18 protein-coding genes are annotated in these 15,545 nt (G+C 38.6%); 6 read left to right on the top strand and 12 right to left on the bottom strand.

Going from position 1 to position 15,545, the window contains the following annotated elements; genetic code table 11:
- Window positions 1–4: 4 nt before the first annotated feature.
- The 4 genes from JXQ92_RS12080 to JXQ92_RS12095 form a co-directional block, all read right to left on the bottom strand.
- A complete protein-coding gene (locus tag JXQ92_RS12080; RefSeq protein ID WP_421986876.1) occupies window positions 5–1,588 on the bottom strand; it encodes an amidohydrolase family protein in 1,584 nt (527 codons plus the stop codon).
- 71 nt (window positions 1,589–1,659) lie between these two features.
- Complete coding sequence (locus tag JXQ92_RS12085; RefSeq protein WP_421986877.1) at window positions 1,660–2,025, bottom strand: hypothetical protein; 366 nt, start codon at window positions 2,023–2,025, stop codon at window positions 1,660–1,662.
- 101 nt (window positions 2,026–2,126) lie between these two features.
- Entirely contained in the window at window positions 2,127–4,697 is a 2,571-nt protein-coding gene (locus JXQ92_RS12090) for an ABC transporter permease (protein ID WP_421986878.1), read from the bottom strand.
- Entirely contained in the window at window positions 4,690–5,364 is a 675-nt protein-coding gene (locus tag JXQ92_RS12095; RefSeq protein ID WP_421986879.1) for an ABC transporter ATP-binding protein, read from the bottom strand. Before JXQ92_RS12095 ends, JXQ92_RS12090 begins: the two co-directional genes overlap by 8 nt.
- A gap of 70 nt (window positions 5,365–5,434) precedes the next feature.
- Between JXQ92_RS12095 and JXQ92_RS12100 the strand changes: the two genes are divergently transcribed.
- Complete coding sequence (locus tag JXQ92_RS12100; protein WP_421986880.1) at window positions 5,435–6,082, top strand: arylesterase; 648 nt, start codon at window positions 5,435–5,437, stop codon at window positions 6,080–6,082.
- On the opposite strand, the gene JXQ92_RS12105 is transcribed toward JXQ92_RS12100, so the two are convergent.
- From JXQ92_RS12105 to JXQ92_RS12115, 3 genes are read right to left on the bottom strand one after another with little or no spacing between them, the layout of a single operon-like run.
- Window positions 6,079–6,843: a carboxypeptidase-like regulatory domain-containing protein gene (locus JXQ92_RS12105; RefSeq protein ID WP_421986881.1), complete on the bottom strand. Its 765-nt coding sequence runs from the start codon at window positions 6,841–6,843 to the stop codon at window positions 6,079–6,081. The genes JXQ92_RS12100 and JXQ92_RS12105 overlap by 4 nt on opposite strands.
- Before the next feature lie 49 nt (window positions 6,844–6,892).
- On the bottom strand, window positions 6,893–7,273 hold the full coding sequence (locus JXQ92_RS12110) for a hypothetical protein (RefSeq protein WP_421986882.1): 381 nt from the start codon (window positions 7,271–7,273) through the stop codon (window positions 6,893–6,895).
- Window positions 7,270–7,860, bottom strand: coding sequence for an RNA polymerase sigma factor (locus JXQ92_RS12115; RefSeq protein ID WP_421986883.1), 591 nt, complete (start codon window positions 7,858–7,860; stop codon window positions 7,270–7,272). The genes JXQ92_RS12110 and JXQ92_RS12115 overlap by 4 nt, the downstream gene beginning before the upstream one ends.
- A 160-nt stretch (window positions 7,861–8,020) precedes the next feature.
- Here JXQ92_RS12115 and JXQ92_RS12120 point away from each other — a divergent pair, with 160 nt between their 5' ends.
- From JXQ92_RS12120 to JXQ92_RS12140, 5 genes are all read left to right on the top strand, one after another.
- Entirely contained in the window at window positions 8,021–8,395 is a 375-nt protein-coding gene (locus tag JXQ92_RS12120; protein WP_421986884.1) for a DUF6249 domain-containing protein, read from the top strand.
- Window positions 8,396–8,585: 190 nt separating this feature from the next.
- Window positions 8,586–8,798, top strand: coding sequence for a hypothetical protein (locus JXQ92_RS12125; RefSeq protein ID WP_421986885.1), 213 nt, complete (start codon window positions 8,586–8,588; stop codon window positions 8,796–8,798).
- Window positions 8,746–9,972 carry a DUF4221 family protein gene (locus JXQ92_RS12130; protein ID WP_421986886.1) on the top strand — a complete coding sequence of 409 codons (1,227 nt, stop codon included), beginning with the start codon at window positions 8,746–8,748 and terminating at the stop codon, window positions 9,970–9,972. The genes JXQ92_RS12125 and JXQ92_RS12130 overlap by 53 nt, the downstream gene beginning before the upstream one ends.
- Window positions 9,962–10,444, top strand: a complete 483-nt coding sequence (locus tag JXQ92_RS12135; protein ID WP_421986887.1) for a hypothetical protein — start codon at window positions 9,962–9,964, stop codon at window positions 10,442–10,444. The genes JXQ92_RS12130 and JXQ92_RS12135 overlap by 11 nt, the downstream gene beginning before the upstream one ends.
- A 2-nt stretch (window positions 10,445–10,446) precedes the next feature.
- Window positions 10,447–10,710: a hypothetical protein gene (locus JXQ92_RS12140; protein WP_421986888.1), complete on the top strand. Its 264-nt coding sequence runs from the start codon at window positions 10,447–10,449 to the stop codon at window positions 10,708–10,710.
- A gap of 62 nt (window positions 10,711–10,772) precedes the next feature.
- On the opposite strand, the gene JXQ92_RS12145 is transcribed toward JXQ92_RS12140, so the two are convergent.
- The 5 genes from JXQ92_RS12145 to lpcA form a co-directional block, all read right to left on the bottom strand.
- Window positions 10,773–11,405 (bottom strand): hypothetical protein, encoded by a 633-nt coding sequence (locus JXQ92_RS12145; RefSeq protein ID WP_421986889.1) that lies wholly within the window; start codon window positions 11,403–11,405, stop codon window positions 10,773–10,775.
- 70 nt (window positions 11,406–11,475) lie between these two features.
- Window positions 11,476–12,027: a Crp/Fnr family transcriptional regulator gene (locus JXQ92_RS12150; RefSeq protein ID WP_421986890.1), complete on the bottom strand. Its 552-nt coding sequence runs from the start codon at window positions 12,025–12,027 to the stop codon at window positions 11,476–11,478.
- A gap of 92 nt (window positions 12,028–12,119) precedes the next feature.
- Window positions 12,120–13,334 carry a hypothetical protein gene (locus tag JXQ92_RS12155; RefSeq protein ID WP_421986891.1) on the bottom strand — a complete coding sequence of 405 codons (1,215 nt, stop codon included), beginning with the start codon at window positions 13,332–13,334 and terminating at the stop codon, window positions 12,120–12,122.
- An 83-nt stretch (window positions 13,335–13,417) separates the two neighbouring features.
- The gene (locus JXQ92_RS12160; RefSeq protein WP_421987370.1) at window positions 13,418–14,953 is read right to left on the bottom strand and encodes a YifB family Mg chelatase-like AAA ATPase; all 1,536 of its coding nucleotides are present in this window, start codon (window positions 14,951–14,953) and stop codon (window positions 13,418–13,420) included.
- Window positions 14,943–15,530 carry a D-sedoheptulose 7-phosphate isomerase gene (gene lpcA, locus JXQ92_RS12165; protein ID WP_421986892.1) on the bottom strand — a complete coding sequence of 196 codons (588 nt, stop codon included), beginning with the start codon at window positions 15,528–15,530 and terminating at the stop codon, window positions 14,943–14,945. The genes JXQ92_RS12160 and lpcA overlap by 11 nt, the downstream gene beginning before the upstream one ends.
- Between the last annotated feature and the right edge of the window lie 15 nt (window positions 15,531–15,545).

Raw genomic sequence — 15,545 nt, forward strand, 5'->3', positions numbered from 1 at the left:
GCCGCTATTTGGTTGTCATTTTAAAGCTAAGGCCATTTTTCTTCTGCTCTACCATCTTACGCACGTCTTCTAGTAGCTGTTTAGCATCGTAAATAATGCCGTCTTTCACCGTCCATTTAACGCCACCAACTTTTGTTACTTCATTATTGTCATTTAAGCGAAGTGCGCCAGTACCATAGAGCACTTTCAGGTTTTTTAGCGGGTTTTCTTCTACAATGAAGAAGTCGGCATATTTTCCAACCTCGATTGTACCAATTTTATCGTCCATACCAACTGCTTCGGCACCATTCAGAGTGGCTGACATGATAACTTCAAGTGGGTGAAACCCAGATTCTCTTAAAAGCTCCAATTCTCTGATGTATGCGAAGCCGTAAAGCTGATAAATGAATCCTGAATCCGATCCCGCTGTAACACGACCACCACGGTTTTTATACTCATTAATGAATGTCATCCAAAGTCTGTAATTCTCTTTCCAAGCCACTTCTTGCTCAGTGCCCCAATCGAACCAATAAGAACCGTGAGACCTTCTGCTTGGTCTATAAAATTCCCATAAAGAAGGGAGTGTGTAGTCCTTATGCCATTCCGCACTATAGGCGCGCATTAAGTCTCTATTCGCCTCGTAAATATTGAAAGTAGGATCTAGGGTGAAATCAAGTGAAATTAGCTCATCCATTACTTTATTCCAGTGCTCGGAAAAGGGCTCTGCTGCTTGTTTCCAAAGTTGACCAGCTTCTCCAAATCGATCTTGCTCGTTTCTATAATTATAATCTAAGCTATAGTTTTGCACAATACGATCAGTGAAGAGCGCTTCCGGTAAACCATACCAATGTTCCATAGAAGTAAGACCGGCGCGCGCTGAGTTAAGTACGTTCCATCTTGTCACATCCATTTGAGCATGATGCATTGCTGATCGTAATCCAAGTTTCTTGTTTTCTTCTAATGCAGCTTGCATAATGTTTGGTGCCGCGCCAAAGAATTTAATCCCATCAGCTCCGTTTTTAGCATTGTCTCTCACCCATTGTCTCGCTAATTCAGGCGTAGAAATCGGCGCTTTTGCCCCTTGACCAAATCCAGTGTAGGCTAAGATTCTAGGTGCCGTAATCAGGTTTTTATTACTCTTTTCTTTATGTTCCAGAACCCATTTTAAGCCATTACCTGCCGATGGATCCCTAATGGTTGTAATACCATGGGCTAGCCATAACTTAAATACATATTCGGAAGGAGTTCCTTGACCTGTGCCTCCAATATGGCCGTGCATATCGACAAATCCGGGAAGTAAATACATGCCCTCAGCATCTAGTTCTTGATCGCCGGGGTTGGCTTTTGGTCTGTCTCTTTCGCGGATTGCAAGACCTGGATAGCCGACATTGTAAATGCCTTTTATGATGTTTTGTTCTACAACAATGTCGACAGGGCCGGTTGGAGGTGCGCCGTTTCCATTGATGAGCGTAACCCCTCGAACAATAAGCCTTTTGAACGGGCCTTCACCTTCAGCACGGTCTGGTGCTTTTTCAATTTGGGCAAAGGATGAATTAAATGAGAGTATTAGCAGACAGAAAAGTCCGACTAGGTAGGTTCTAATTCGCATATTATTAAAGGTTGACTTCTCAAAAGATAGAGAATAACCCAACCTTTAACAACATACTTTACAGGAGTAGCTTAGCTCTTTCCTTCTTTCTTTACTTTAGTAAGCACCGCATCTACCGAGTTAGGACCTTGTGTCCATTTCCCTGATATTTTACCATCTTTTAAAGTGCCTTCATAAGTAGCAGGAATAAGATTTAAAACCATTTTCACCTTGTCGCCTTTAAACGTGATGGTGTCAACTTTTAAACCCATTGCACCTTGGCTAGGTACATCAAGCGTAGCAGATAGTTTTCCTTCGGTATTTGTAATATGGAAAACGATCGGAATACTTTGTCCTGGAGCTTCAAGTGTAGCTTCCCAATCACCAGCTATTTTTGCAGGGTCACTTGTTTGAACCATCAAAAAGGTCCCTAGTATTAAAGTCATTATTGTTTTCATGGATATTGAATTAATTGAATTTCAATGTTAGTAAAATTTGTTTTTAACAAGGCTAACCTCATGTTGAGTGGTGCCTTGATGGGTTAACCGCAGGTATAGCCTTACTGAATTTCATTTCTTAGTACTTCTAAAGGCGGTTTACTAATAATTCCCCGGCTATTTATTAACCCGATAATGATAGTAAGCCCTGTAATGGTAAGGTAGACCAGTGCTATTGGCAGTAAGTTCGGAATAAAGGTTGAATCGAACGAATAATAAGCAAGTCCCCAACTGCCCAACATGGCCAAGGAAATACCAGATAATGAAGCTAAACTGCCTAAAAAGAAGTATTCCAAGCTGTTGATACTGAGTATTTGGTTTCTTGTAGCACCCATTGTTCGAAGTAGCACGCTTTCTTTAATGCGCTGAAACTTTGAAAGAATTACAGAACTGATGAGCACCAAAAGACCTGTCACAATGCTAAAGAGTGCCATAAACCGTATTACGAAAGCTATTTTGTCTAAAATGTCATCGAGCGTATTTAGAATCAAGCCCACATCGATAACTGAAACATTGGGATAAGCCTTTACTACTTCTCTTTGAAAAAGAGCACCTTCTTCCACACTCTGTACTCTAGTTATCAGCACATGAAACTGTGGAGCAGCTTCTAAAACACCCGAAGGGAAAAGGCCCAAAAAATTGGTTTGTACTCTGTTCCAATCTATTTCTCTCGTGCTTCCCAAAACAGTCGAAATCGGCACGCCTTGCACATTCCATACTAAAGTATCTCCTAGTTTTAGATTATTTCTTGTGGTGTAACTCTCTTCCAAACTGACAGCTGGTAAGTTGTCTCCGGTAGAATTACTCTCTTGTAAACTTCCCTGAACCAATTCTTCAGATTCAATCAGGCTGTCTCTATAGGTGACTCGCCATTCGCGTCGGAACATACTCCCCCGAAAGTTTCTAACCGTATCTTCCATAGCTTTTTGATATGAAAGGCCATTGATAGATTTCAACCGCATGGTAACTACAGGTACACTTTGCATTACAAGTAATCCTGTATCCTTTGTCAACTGAGTTAGCGCCGCTACCTGATGGCTCTGAATATCGAAAATCATCAGGTTTGGTCGATCTTCATTAGTAGTAATTTCTACCTGACTGATGAGTAAGCTTTGAATAAAGTAAAGTGTGGTAATCAGTGCTGTTCCTAAACCAATCGATGAGATTAAAATTAGTGTTTGATTGTTGGGTCTATATAGGTTTGCAAGACTTTGTCGCCAAACATAGCTCCAGCTGCTCGGAAAGAATTTCTTGACCAACCACATGGAAATTTTGGCGATTAACGCCAAGAAACCAAAGGCTAGCGCTATGAATAACGTAAACCAAAGGCTATCAATGAAAGACCCGATCTGGATGAAAGCGAAGCTGATAACGAAAATAAAGATGGCACTATAAATAAGTGCCTGAATTTTGTCTATACCTCTACGCTTATTATCGTTTACTCCTCGTAGCGTAATCAAAGGAGATGCTTTTCTAATGGAAACCAATGGAGACAACGCGAATAAAACGGACATAAAAAGGCCCGTGATTACACCACCCAGAATTGAAGTCCATGACAACGCGATAGTCACATCTACAGGTAAGAATTCAGCAAATATTTTAGGCAGTACAGTTTGAATAAAAGTACCCGCAATGGCGCCAAGGATAGAGCCGAAAAGCCCGAAAATGCCAATTTGTGTTAGGTAAATGTAAAAGGCATCTTTACCACTGGCCCCAAGACACCTGAGGATGGCAACAAGTCTAATTTTCTCCTTGATATAGATATGCACAGCACTGGCAACACCCACACAGCCAAGTAAAAGTGCTACAAAAGCCACTAGGTTTAGGAAGTCTGCCAAGTCATCGAAAGTTCTTCCAGTATCCTCTTTACGCTCTCTAATCGTTTCGCTACTGATTTTCCAAAGCCTAAGCGAATCACTATCCGCTCTAATCTGAGCATCTATGTCAAAGTCTTTCGGGGGATTTATAAACTTGTAAAAACGACGATAGTAAACACGACTTCCTCTAGTAATTAGGCCTGTACTATCTAAATAAGACATGGGTATATAGACTGCCGGAGCCACAAGGGTTGCGCCCATGGATTGAGAAGGTGAACTGATCAAAGCCCCTTCTATTTTAAACGTAACCTGACCTATTTTAATTGAATCGCCTACACCTACGTTATATTGAACCAAAACGCTTTGGTCAACGAGTGCCTTTGCCGATCCATCTCTAAAAGTTGCTTCAGCATTTATAGGCTCAGTTTCTAGTTTACCATAATATGGAAACCCACCTTCCAAAGAACGCACATCCACAAGCCTGCTTTCTTGGTTCTTCGGAAAGAAGATCATTGAAGCAAAACTGTTTTCAAATGAAACTTCCGTATTCATCGAATCGACTATTCCATAACTAAAATTGGGATCGTTGCTAGCCAGTTCTAAATCGGCGCCTAATAATTCCTTCGCCTGACTATTAATATCGCTTTGGAGGTTATCACTGAATGAGTTAATGGCAACAAGCGCAGCAATTCCTATTACAATGGATGAGATAAATAATAGCAATCGCGATCGGCTCTTTCGAGCGTCGCGCCAAGCCATTTTCAGAATCCATTTTCTGGATACTTTTTGAGGAGAAACACCAACTTGCTTATCCATTGTGCTGCAGAATTCCTCCTTTTAATCTGATAATACGATCAGTTTTTTGTGCGAGCTCAAGATCATGTGTAACTAAAACAAGCGTAGTGCCAGATTCTTTGTTAAGGTCAAAAAGCAAGGCTTCTATTCGTTCAGAAGTCTCCTCATCTAGATTCCCAGTTGGTTCATCCGCAAATAAAATTTTTGGTTCATTAGAAAAAGCCCTAGCGATAGAAATTCTTTGCTGCTCGCCGCCTGATAGTTGAGTAGGATAGTGGTCATGTCTTTCGGCAAGTCCAACTCTATCCAACAACTCTAAGGCTCTTTTTTTAATAGCCTTTTCCTTTCTAAGTTCCATAGGAACCATAATATTTTCAAGTGCAGTAAGTGTTGGGAGCAATTGAAAGTTCTGAAAAATGAATCCTACATGCTGACTGCGAACGAATGCCCGTTCATCTTCATTGAGGTTATCTAGTGCTATTCCGTTTAAGGTAATTGAACCTGAGGTTGCACGATCTAAACCCGCGCAAAGGCCTAACAATGTGGTTTTACCACTGCCTGATGACCCTACAATACTTATCTTGTCGCTCGCTTGGATAGAAAAACTTATGTCGGATAGTACCGTTAAAGATTTTGATCCACTTGAGTATGTTTTAGTGAGGTTAGAAACCTCAAGAATATTTGACATATTCGAGATTGAAATGTTTGATATAATGAAGACGAATGTAAGCCGTTTAGGTTCGTCAGCTAAATAATAAATGAGACCCAATATACAACTCTTGAATGTTACTGGCACTTTGTTGATCGCGCTAAGTTTAACTGCTAGTGTGATGGACTTTAATACACAAGACGTTAAGAAGAGAATCGTCTTCTTCGGAGACAGTATTACTGCTGGTTATGGACTTTCTCCAGAGCAAGCTTTTCCTGCACTTGTTCAACAGAAACTAGATTCCAATAAGATGGCTTATGAAGTAATAAATGCTGGCCTAAGCGGAGAGACCTCTGCAGGAGGATTGGGACGGATTGATTGGATCTTAAAATCAAAACCTGATGTATTTGTACTAGAACTTGGCGGCAATGATGGGCTTAGAGGGCTTAGTTTGGATGAGACAGAAAAGAATTTAAAGGAGATGGTTAAGCGCGTTAAAACTAAAAATCCGAAAGCGATCGTGATTTTAGCGGGGATGCAAATTCCGCCCAATTTAGGACAAGACTATACGGCTAGATTTAAGAACTTATTCCCGAAAGTTGCTTCTGATACCAACTCAGAGCTTATCCCTTTTCTCTTGGAAAATGTTGGAGGTTATCCAGAGCTGAACCTTTCAGATGGAATACATCCTAATGTTGAAGGCCATAAAATTGTAGCAGAAACGGTGTGGAATGATATTAAAAAGTACCTAGACTAGCGCCGTAGAAAAGCCTTGTAACGCTTCAGTATCTTTTGCGTGATTTCGTATTCTGATTTGCCAATGATTTCTCCGTCTAGAAATTGGCAAAACTCCATAAATTCATCAATTACTCGATTATCGATTCTAGTTACTTTCTTAACAATATCTTTGTTGAAATACTTCAATCTTTCACGTTCTCTGAGCGTAAGGAAAGTCTCGGCCTCCTCCATTTTTCGTATGATTCTTGCCTGTTTTGGGTTTCGGCTTATTTCTTGAAATATAGGAATCGATGCAATGGGGAAATTGATGGGTGTGTTTGCAGGGGGGGCTATTTCATTTGAACCTGGACCAAGGGGAAGCTGCATGATATTATCTGGGAGATCTAGTTTCAGCGTATCCCATTTTTTACGTCGAAGGTAAAAATCATCCGAAAGCTGTATGACCTCAACATCATCTAAATCAATTGCTTTTGGACTCAATTCAATCGTGACTATATTATCTTTTTTAGCCATTTCACGTGTCATTACTACTGCATAATCCGCATAGCCAACAGATGTGATCCGTATTGAATCGCCAATGTATACCCTGAAATTGAAGTTGCCTTGAGGAGATGTGGCAGTTCCTTTATTTTGCGTAACTACGAAGACGCTGGCGAAAGGAATTGACTCCAATCTATCTTTGCTTACAACGCGCCCTTTGAATAGGAAACTAGGCTTCGTTTGGGCTGATAACATACCTGATATCAGTAGTAATAAGAAAAGATAGATAGCCTTATTCATCCGCTTAGAGCAAACGAATTTCAGAAATAAAGTTCTAGAAAATAAGTTGTTAACCGTTTTTAACCTTGTGCTGGTTTTGATGATTTAAAAATCTATTGAAAAGATAAGCCATCCAAACCACGCCAACACTCAGCAGAGAAATATATTGAAAAGTACTATCGAGACCCAAGTCCAAAGAGAGGCTGGGTGTTAAATTCAATTCTTCTACACCTAAATTAATGCCTCCAACAAATGCAACATAGCCCATGGGCGCCAGTATAAGCACCGTAAAGATCAGCTTAGTCCAAAGCGGAATGAGAATCGACCTAGGTTGGTCAGCAGCTCTAGCCTTCTCTAAGATAACCCTGTTGAAGCTAAGCGAGGGTTCTTCTAAACCTTCATTTTCAAGTAAAGCTTTCAACTCCTTATCCGAAAGATTGAATTCATTCATAATAGTGATCTTACTTCAGTATCTAATAATTGTTCCAACACCTTGAGTAAGCGCTTTCTGGCGCGATGCAATCTAACTTTTACGTTAGACAATTCCCAGTTGGTGATTTCGCAAATCTCTTGCAGCGAATTTTCATTTAGGTAAAACAGCGTTATTGCTATCTGATCATCAGAAGATAGTAAGTCCAACGCCTGTTTTATATAACCCGATCGCTCTGCTTTTTGCAACCTATGCCATTCCTTGTCTGATTCACTGAAAGACGATAGCTTCTCTTCATTGTGGTACGCAATATCGGTAGTAACGATTTTCTTCTTCCTGAGCTTTGTTAAAGCCGTGTTATAAACAATAGTATAAAGCCAGGTAGAAAACTTTGAGCTTCCCTGAAACTGCTGAATGTTTTTGTACGCTTTTAAGAAAGCATCTTGAGCAACTTCTTCAGCATCTTCGCGATTTTTCATCAGCTTTAAAGCCAATGTAAATGCCATGGCCTTATGTTCATCAATCAGCACATTGAATGCAGCCATATCGCCTTCTTTAACCTTCGCGATAATCAACTCCATAGCATATTGCTCATTGTTTGCTTTCATTTTTCTGGTTTGACTATGGCGTGTACAGATAGGTTACATTAAGTTAAAGAATTCTTTTTAGCCCTTTAAAAAAGTAAAGTGTTTGTATAAATTTTGAGTTAGGGTGTAACTTGATATCTAGAAGTGGCATCAAAGCCTTTGAAACAAAATTGATAAAACGATGAACGACGGATTTGCAGCATTTATGTTTATGGCTTCTATGGTGTTTTCTATAGCTGGACTAATATTCTTTTGGTTGCTTACAAGGCATAGAGAGCGCACACAGCTTATTGAAAAAGGAGCCGATGCTTCATTATTCCAATCCAACCCTAGAAAGAAGTCTTACTTTTTTTCTATGCTCCTTGGCATTCTATTCATATGCCTAGCGTTGGGTATAGGGCTCGGGTTTATAGTTGAAGATGCATTGCAGGATAGCGGAGCTTTTGGAAGAAATAATAGTAGTCCTGGACCTTACTTCTTTAGTATATTCTTAATGCTAGGGATAGGTTTTATAGCGGCTTTCTTTATGAATCAGAAATTCATTAACAAGGAATAGAAGATTAGATTCAGATGTATATAAAGCCTCTCCAGACACGGAGAGGCTTTTTTGTTTCCTAACCATAAGTAAATGAATGATTGTTATTTATTCGATTCTTTTTATATTGAAATATAAATAATAAAAGATGAGATATATAAAAAGAATGTATAAAGTACTGATATCTATTTTTACTGTGGTAATATTATGTATGTCAACAATAAAAGCAAGTCATATGCCAGATTCACAAGAAGGCAACTGGGGTTATAGAGTATACTTCCAACATGTTGAGACCTATGAGAATGGTACTGGTGCCCGTTTTACTGGATGCGTTACCCCAGGGGGTAGTTGTCTTACGCAAGGGCCAAATATTGATCAAGACTGTCTTAACAACGGTAAATGGAGTCCATGTGGTTTTGAATAGCGGAAAAAATAGCATCTATAAAAAGCTATTGTTCACTCCTTTTTTAAGTGTTTACCTAACAGTCTTATCCGGTTGTGTCGAACAGAAGTCTAATAATAAACCACTCGTAGACTTATTGGAAATAGGTATTTCCGATGAAGTAAGACAATATACCTATGATGATATGTCTTACCCAATATTCACTAGGGCAAAGACGGTGAAAATAGAAAATGAGTCAATAATTATTGCGCCAGATAAAAGAAACCATGCAATAGATTTTTATAAAAGTACTGGCGGGAGTGCATTCAAAACAATTGAATTAACATTAGAGGGACCAAACAGTGTTAGTCAAATTTCAAATTTCCAGTATAGCAATGGACTACTATATATAGTCGATGCTTTTAAATATGAGCTGGTTATTTTTGATTCAAGAGTTCAGGCGATTCAGCGAATTAAACTAATAGATCCAGAAAAGCCCTTTTCTATGTTGCCTCGTTATTTCACAAATTCTGAAATGACCATTGTCAAGAACCGGGTATACTTTATTGCAGATGCCGATCTAAATCTTTCGGATAAAAAGGGGCTTAAAAAATCGAGAACTTTATTGGAAGTAAACTTAGAGAATGGAAGTATTCAATATCATTTTGGTGTTCCAGAGTTACTTTTAACTGATCATTGGGTAATTAATCAACATTTCTTCTCTGCAACCAATGTAGACTCCTTAACATGGGTTTATTCATTTGACTTAAGTGATAGCATATTCATAAATCGTATAGGAATTGATAAACCAAAACGAGTATATGCTCCAAGTAGGTACGCTAAAGAGCTGCAAAAATGGAATAAAAAAGACTTAAACAGTAAAGAAGCATATCAATATTACTATCAACAAACCTCCTATTTTAAGATTGTCTTTGATCCGTTTAGAAAATATTTCTATCGATTCGTACATCACCCTAATGAAAGAGCAATTCTGTCTGGAGATAACGAAAACCTTTGGGATCAGGATTACTCCATTATGGTTATGGATAAAGATTTTAAAATCTTAGGTGAAAGAATTTTTCGAAGGGATAAAGTCCCCTCTGTTGAAATTATTGATGAAGATGGCCTATGGTTGCCATATTTGGATTCTGCGGTTGAAAATCGTGAAGGCATTAAAAAATTTGTCAGAGTAGATTTTTTTAAAAATGAAGAATAGGTGTTTGATTTTTTTTATTGGGTTTGTCTTTATGTTCGGTTGTAAAGAACAGCATAAACGGAAACTTAGACTTGATGAATATTTGACCGATGTATTTAATCAAGAGCTTGAGAATGGGCTTTATATTATAATACCAAAAGGGAGCTGTAAAGGATGCAGAGATGTGGTTTTTAATTTTTTAAGAAATAATGAAAATGATGGAAAGATCAATTTAATCTTTATCGGAGAAGTGTATGAGGCTCAAGTCGGAAACTTTTTATCACGTATTGAATTCAGAGGTGTTACTGTATTGAGGGATATAAAAGAAAAGATAAAAGACTATGATTTGATAGAAGAAGAATTTCCTATGGAATATATACGATTTTTAGAAATAGAAGAAGGATTGATTGTAGCCGAAAAGAATTTGACAAGTCAAGATATAGCTGGTGATAAAATGTTGAGTAGTTATTTTAAAAACCATATAAAATTTTAATTATGAAAAAGATCAAATTGGTGATGCTATTAAGTGTGTTTTGCCTATTAGGCAGTGTAAATGCTGCGAGTTTTGAAGCGTCTGATGATGAAGATTGGGCTAAGTATGAATTGTTTCAATTTATTGAAACACATGAGGGTGGAGCACAAGAACGATGGACGGGTTGTGTGACTAAAGGAGGGTCATGTATTTCACAAGGTCCGAATGTAGTTGCAGATTGTAGGTGGAGTGACGGAAAATGGAAGCCTTGTAACTCAGTTGAATAGATAGGCAGGTGATTGTTAGAATATATTAAAAGGCCCCTTATGAGTAAAGGAGGCCTTTTTGCTTATTTCCTTTTGGTCATCAAAATACCGACAGCGGCTATCCAGATGACAATGCCAAAAATGAATACTCTAAAGCCATGAAGATCGACGAGTACGAACCCGAATATCATGGCAATTAAAAAGCCAATGCCCAAAAGTATGCCGAGGATTGACACCCACTTTGGAAAGTTTCCTTCCTTAAACATGGTAAAAGACCATAGGAGAAATGCTTCACAAATAGCACCTATAAAAATATAGTCAAAGGCCTGGTTTAGTGAAAAACCGTAGTTCAGAATTAATCTTGCTAATTCCTGTTTCTGACCACTTATTCCAGACATATCTTCAACAAAAAAGGGAATGGCCAGACCGTTGATCGCACCTGCGATCATAACAGCAAATAAGCCCATGCTTCCAATGATAAAGGCCAAAACTGAGAGTGACTTGTCGAAGCCAATACTTTTTGCAAGTCCCCAAAACCCGAATAGGATAAGTGGTACTGAAAAAAGAGCTATGACGTGGCTCGTGATAATGATGGGGGAAATTTGAATGAGATGTTCAATATTTCCACTAACTGGATGCAAGGCCATCGTAATGGTAGCTAGCAATGCACCAATAATCATGGAGATACCAGCTTGTTTTTGAATAGAGTTTTTCATGAGATAGAAGTTTATCTCACAAAGATTATTCAGACATGGACTACGATTGCTTGATTGAAATCAAGAAAGACTAGAATTTCGCTCGAACACGACTAAGTGTTTCAGGCGTCATATTTAAATAGGAAGCGATATGTTTGAGAGGAAACCTTTGAATAAGCCGAGGGTTCGTTTCCATCAACTGATTATACCTTTCTTCAGGGCTCATTAGCTTTAAGTCATCTAAATTTCGCGGGTTATCGAGAATTTTTCCAAGCCTAAAGAATGATGGAGATTTTGAGATCAGTTCATGCATAGAGTTCATACTAAATTCCAATAATTCACAATCTTCAAACGCTTGAATATGGTTAGCTGAAGGTTTTTGACTCGTGAAACTTTTATGGTCAAGTACCCAATCACCTTCAATAAATAGGTTTGCGGTCATTTCGCTAAACCCATCAATGTCTCGGTAGTGCCTTACACTGCCCTGTTGTATGAAGTATGTAGTTCGACTTACATCACCTTGTTTTAAAAGAAGTTCACCTTTTTTTACCGATTGAGGTTTTAATACATCACAAAGCATCTCCTGTTCACCCTTTGTGAAATGTCCATAATTGGTAACGGATTCGAGAAAATTTTCGAACATGGTCGAAAAGATAGTGATTCAACCTGAATGTTATAATAACTGTGAAGACTAACTACTTAACTTTTAAACTATTCAACCAGAAATTGCTGATGCTATAGAAATAGGCTGTAAATGGAAAAAGTTAGCCTATTTACCTTCCTAAATGAAGCCTCTGTAGATGAAAGCGATGGGTTGTACTGATATCCTACTTGTATTCCTACTTTACTATTTCCAAATGGTTTGGAAAAACCAGCTCGAACCATAAATCCCATTTGTAATTTTGAGATTTTTGGATTAGGATCAAACTCATATGGAATACTTCCAGCTCTTCTTGATTCAATATCAAGATTAACATTGTTGTAATTGATCAGAACCCCAGCTTGTATATTAAATGGTAGGGTCCATCCGTCTGCTAAATAGTTTACAAGCAATGGCGTAGAGAAACTGTTAATTTTGTAAGTTGTTGTAGACGTAATTCTGGACGTTACAGGTTGGCCCTGAACAGCAATTTCAATTATACTAAATGCTTCGTCGATCTCCTCAATACTATAGTAATTCAGTTCTACTCGGTACGATATGTTTTGAATCCTTTGTTTAGGTGAGAAATCAAATGTGAGTCCCCCCGATATGCTTGAAATTTTTGATTCTGTTTCTAAATAGCTTGGTATAGTCGAACTACCATTTATATCCGAAATAACAGTAGTGGTGGTAAGACCAAGATTAATGCCTGCGCTTTTATGGATAGGTTTGATTTTGGCCTTGTTTACCAAAGAGGTACCCTGCGAACATTTGTTAAACTCATCGATTAATGTGACCAATTGCGATTCTCTTAGTTTTAAATCCCGGATGGTTTCGGTATTGATGTACGCACAACTTGACATATTTTTTAAAAGGTCTGCTTTCCATTTGGAGTTGATAGAAGTCAAAATACCATTATTAAGACTGTTGACGCTCGTTTCTTCATATAATAGATTAATACTTTGGTCTGAGTCGGTGTAGAGGTAGCCTTTTTTTGATTTATAGAGACTGATTTCTCCGGTAACCAGTACTTCAACAAACTCTCCTTCAATTAGGGTTGAGATGAAACGAAATCCGTCTTTTGTTCCATATTCCTTAATGTCATTCGCATTAAATTGTAGCACTTGTCCATTTTGTTTGAAACGAACCGTTTTATATCGCGATTTATTAATCAAAAACTTGACCTCGCCTTCTAACCTTTCTTGTGAAGAATTTATGACATAACCATTCTGATAACCTCTTTGGCAAGAGGCTTTAAATGAAGTCAATATTAAAAGGGATAATACAGTTGCTATTTTAAGTATATTCATGTGATTATAGTTGAATCTTAAATATAAATATTTCTATATATTAAAATAGCATTAATGTATGTTTTATATGGAAAGAGTTTAGTTTACCCTGCCCATCCTTCTCGGTCTAAACTTCGGTATTGTATAGCTTCCGCGAGATGCTCTATTTGGATGTCATCTTTACCCGCTAGATCGGCTATGGTACGGCTTACTTTTAAGATACGATCGTATGCTCTCGCAGAAAGCCCAAGTCTTTCCATTGCTTTTTTAAGAAGTATGCGCCCACCATCATTGATTTTACAAACTTCTTTCACCATTTGACTACCCATCATGGCATTAGAATGGATGCCTAACTCTTTTAATCTAGTTTGTTGAATTTCTCTTGCATTTATAACCCTTTCGCGTATTTCCGCACTACTTTCGGCCTTTCTGTTTTGAGTCATTTGATCAAAAGAAACAGGAGTAACTTCAACGTGTAGATCAATTCTATCCAAAAGAGGTCCACTAACTTTATTAAGATATCGCTGGACTTGCCCAGACCCGCAAACACATTCTTTTTCGGGATGATTATAATAGCCGCAAGGGCAGGGGTTCATGCTGGTAATAAGCATAAAATTGCTTGGAAATTCTACTGATAATTTTGCCCGTGAAATGGTAACTTTTCTTTCTTCAAGGGGTTGACGCATTACTTCAAGCACCGTTCGCTTGAACTCAGGAAGTTCGTCTAAGAATAGAATACCATTGTGAGCTAACGAAATTTCTCCAGGTTGTGGCACGCCACCGCCACCAACTAATGCTACATCGGAAATAGTATGATGCGGACTTCTATATGGTCTTTGAGTAATCAACTCTGCATTACTCCCGAGCCGCCCTGCTACCGAATGTATCTTAGTAGTTTCTAGGGCTTCATGAAGAGAAAGAGGCGGTAAAATTGATGGGAGTCTTTTCGCGAGCATGGTCTTTCCGGCCCCTGGTGGTCCAATCATAATTACATTATGTCCTCCAGCTGCAGCTATTTCTAGTGCTCGCTTAATGTTTTCTTGCCCTTGAACATGGGCAAAGTCGGCGTCATAGTTGTCTAAATTATCATAAAAGTGCTCACGCGTATCGTAAACAACAGGGTCGATCTTCTTTTTACCCTCAAGGTGTCCTATCGCTTCGCTAAGGTTGTCAACACCGATAATTGTTAAATCATTGACTATTGCAGCTTCATTGGCATTTTCCTTTGGGAGAATAAATCCTTTGAGCCCTTTTTTTCTGGCTTCAATGGCAATTGGCAATGCCCCTTTGATAGGTCTTAGGGTGCCATCAAGTGCCAATTCTCCCATAATGAGATATTCATCCAGCTTTTCAGCTGCTATTTGGCCGGAAGATTTCAATACACCGAGCGCTATAGGTAAATCATAGGCTGATCCTTCTTTTCGAATATCGGCGGGCGCCATGTTTACGACTACCTTTCTGCGAGGCATTCGATAACCCAAATATTTGAAAACAGATTCTATTCGATGTTGGCTTTCTTTGACGGCGTTGTCTGGTAGGCCAGATAAATGAAATTTTAGGCCATCTACAATGTTTACTTCAATAGTAATAAGTTGTGCATCTACGCCATAAACAGCGCTGCCGTATCCTTTACTGAGAATCAAGGGTTTGTTTTTCTATCAGTTGAATTAAAATATGGATCACCTTGATGTGGATTTCTTGAATTCTATCGGCAAAGCCTAAGTGAGGAACTCTAATTTCAACGTCGACCATATCGGCTAATTCTCCTCCGTTTTTACCAGTTAAACCTACCACGATCATCTTTTTTTGCTTGGCCATTTCAGCCGCACGCAGCACATTTTTAGAGCTACCACTAGTACTGATTCCTAACAGTACATCACCTTCTTTCCCTAGTCCTTCTATGTAACGAGAAAAAATATAGTCATATCCAAAATCATTTGATACACATGACATGTGACTTGGGTCAGAAATAGCAATAGCAGGGAGCGCTTTTCTGTCTTCCCGATAGCGTCCGGTGAGTTCTTCAGCAAAATGCATGGCATCACAGTGCGAACCTCCGTTGCCACAAGAGAAAATCTTTCCACCATTATTTATAGCATCAGCCATAACTTTAGCCGCCGATTCAATTTGAATGAGATTGGCGTTATCCGATAGAAACCGATTTAAAACGTTAGCGGCTTCCTCTAATTCTTCTAAAATTAACTTCCGGTGACTCATATTATAAATATTAAT

Origin of the sequence: Roseivirga sp. (genome assembly GCF_049099775.1) — a bacterium.
Taxonomy (GTDB): domain Bacteria; phylum Bacteroidota; class Bacteroidia; order Cytophagales; family Cyclobacteriaceae; genus Roseivirga.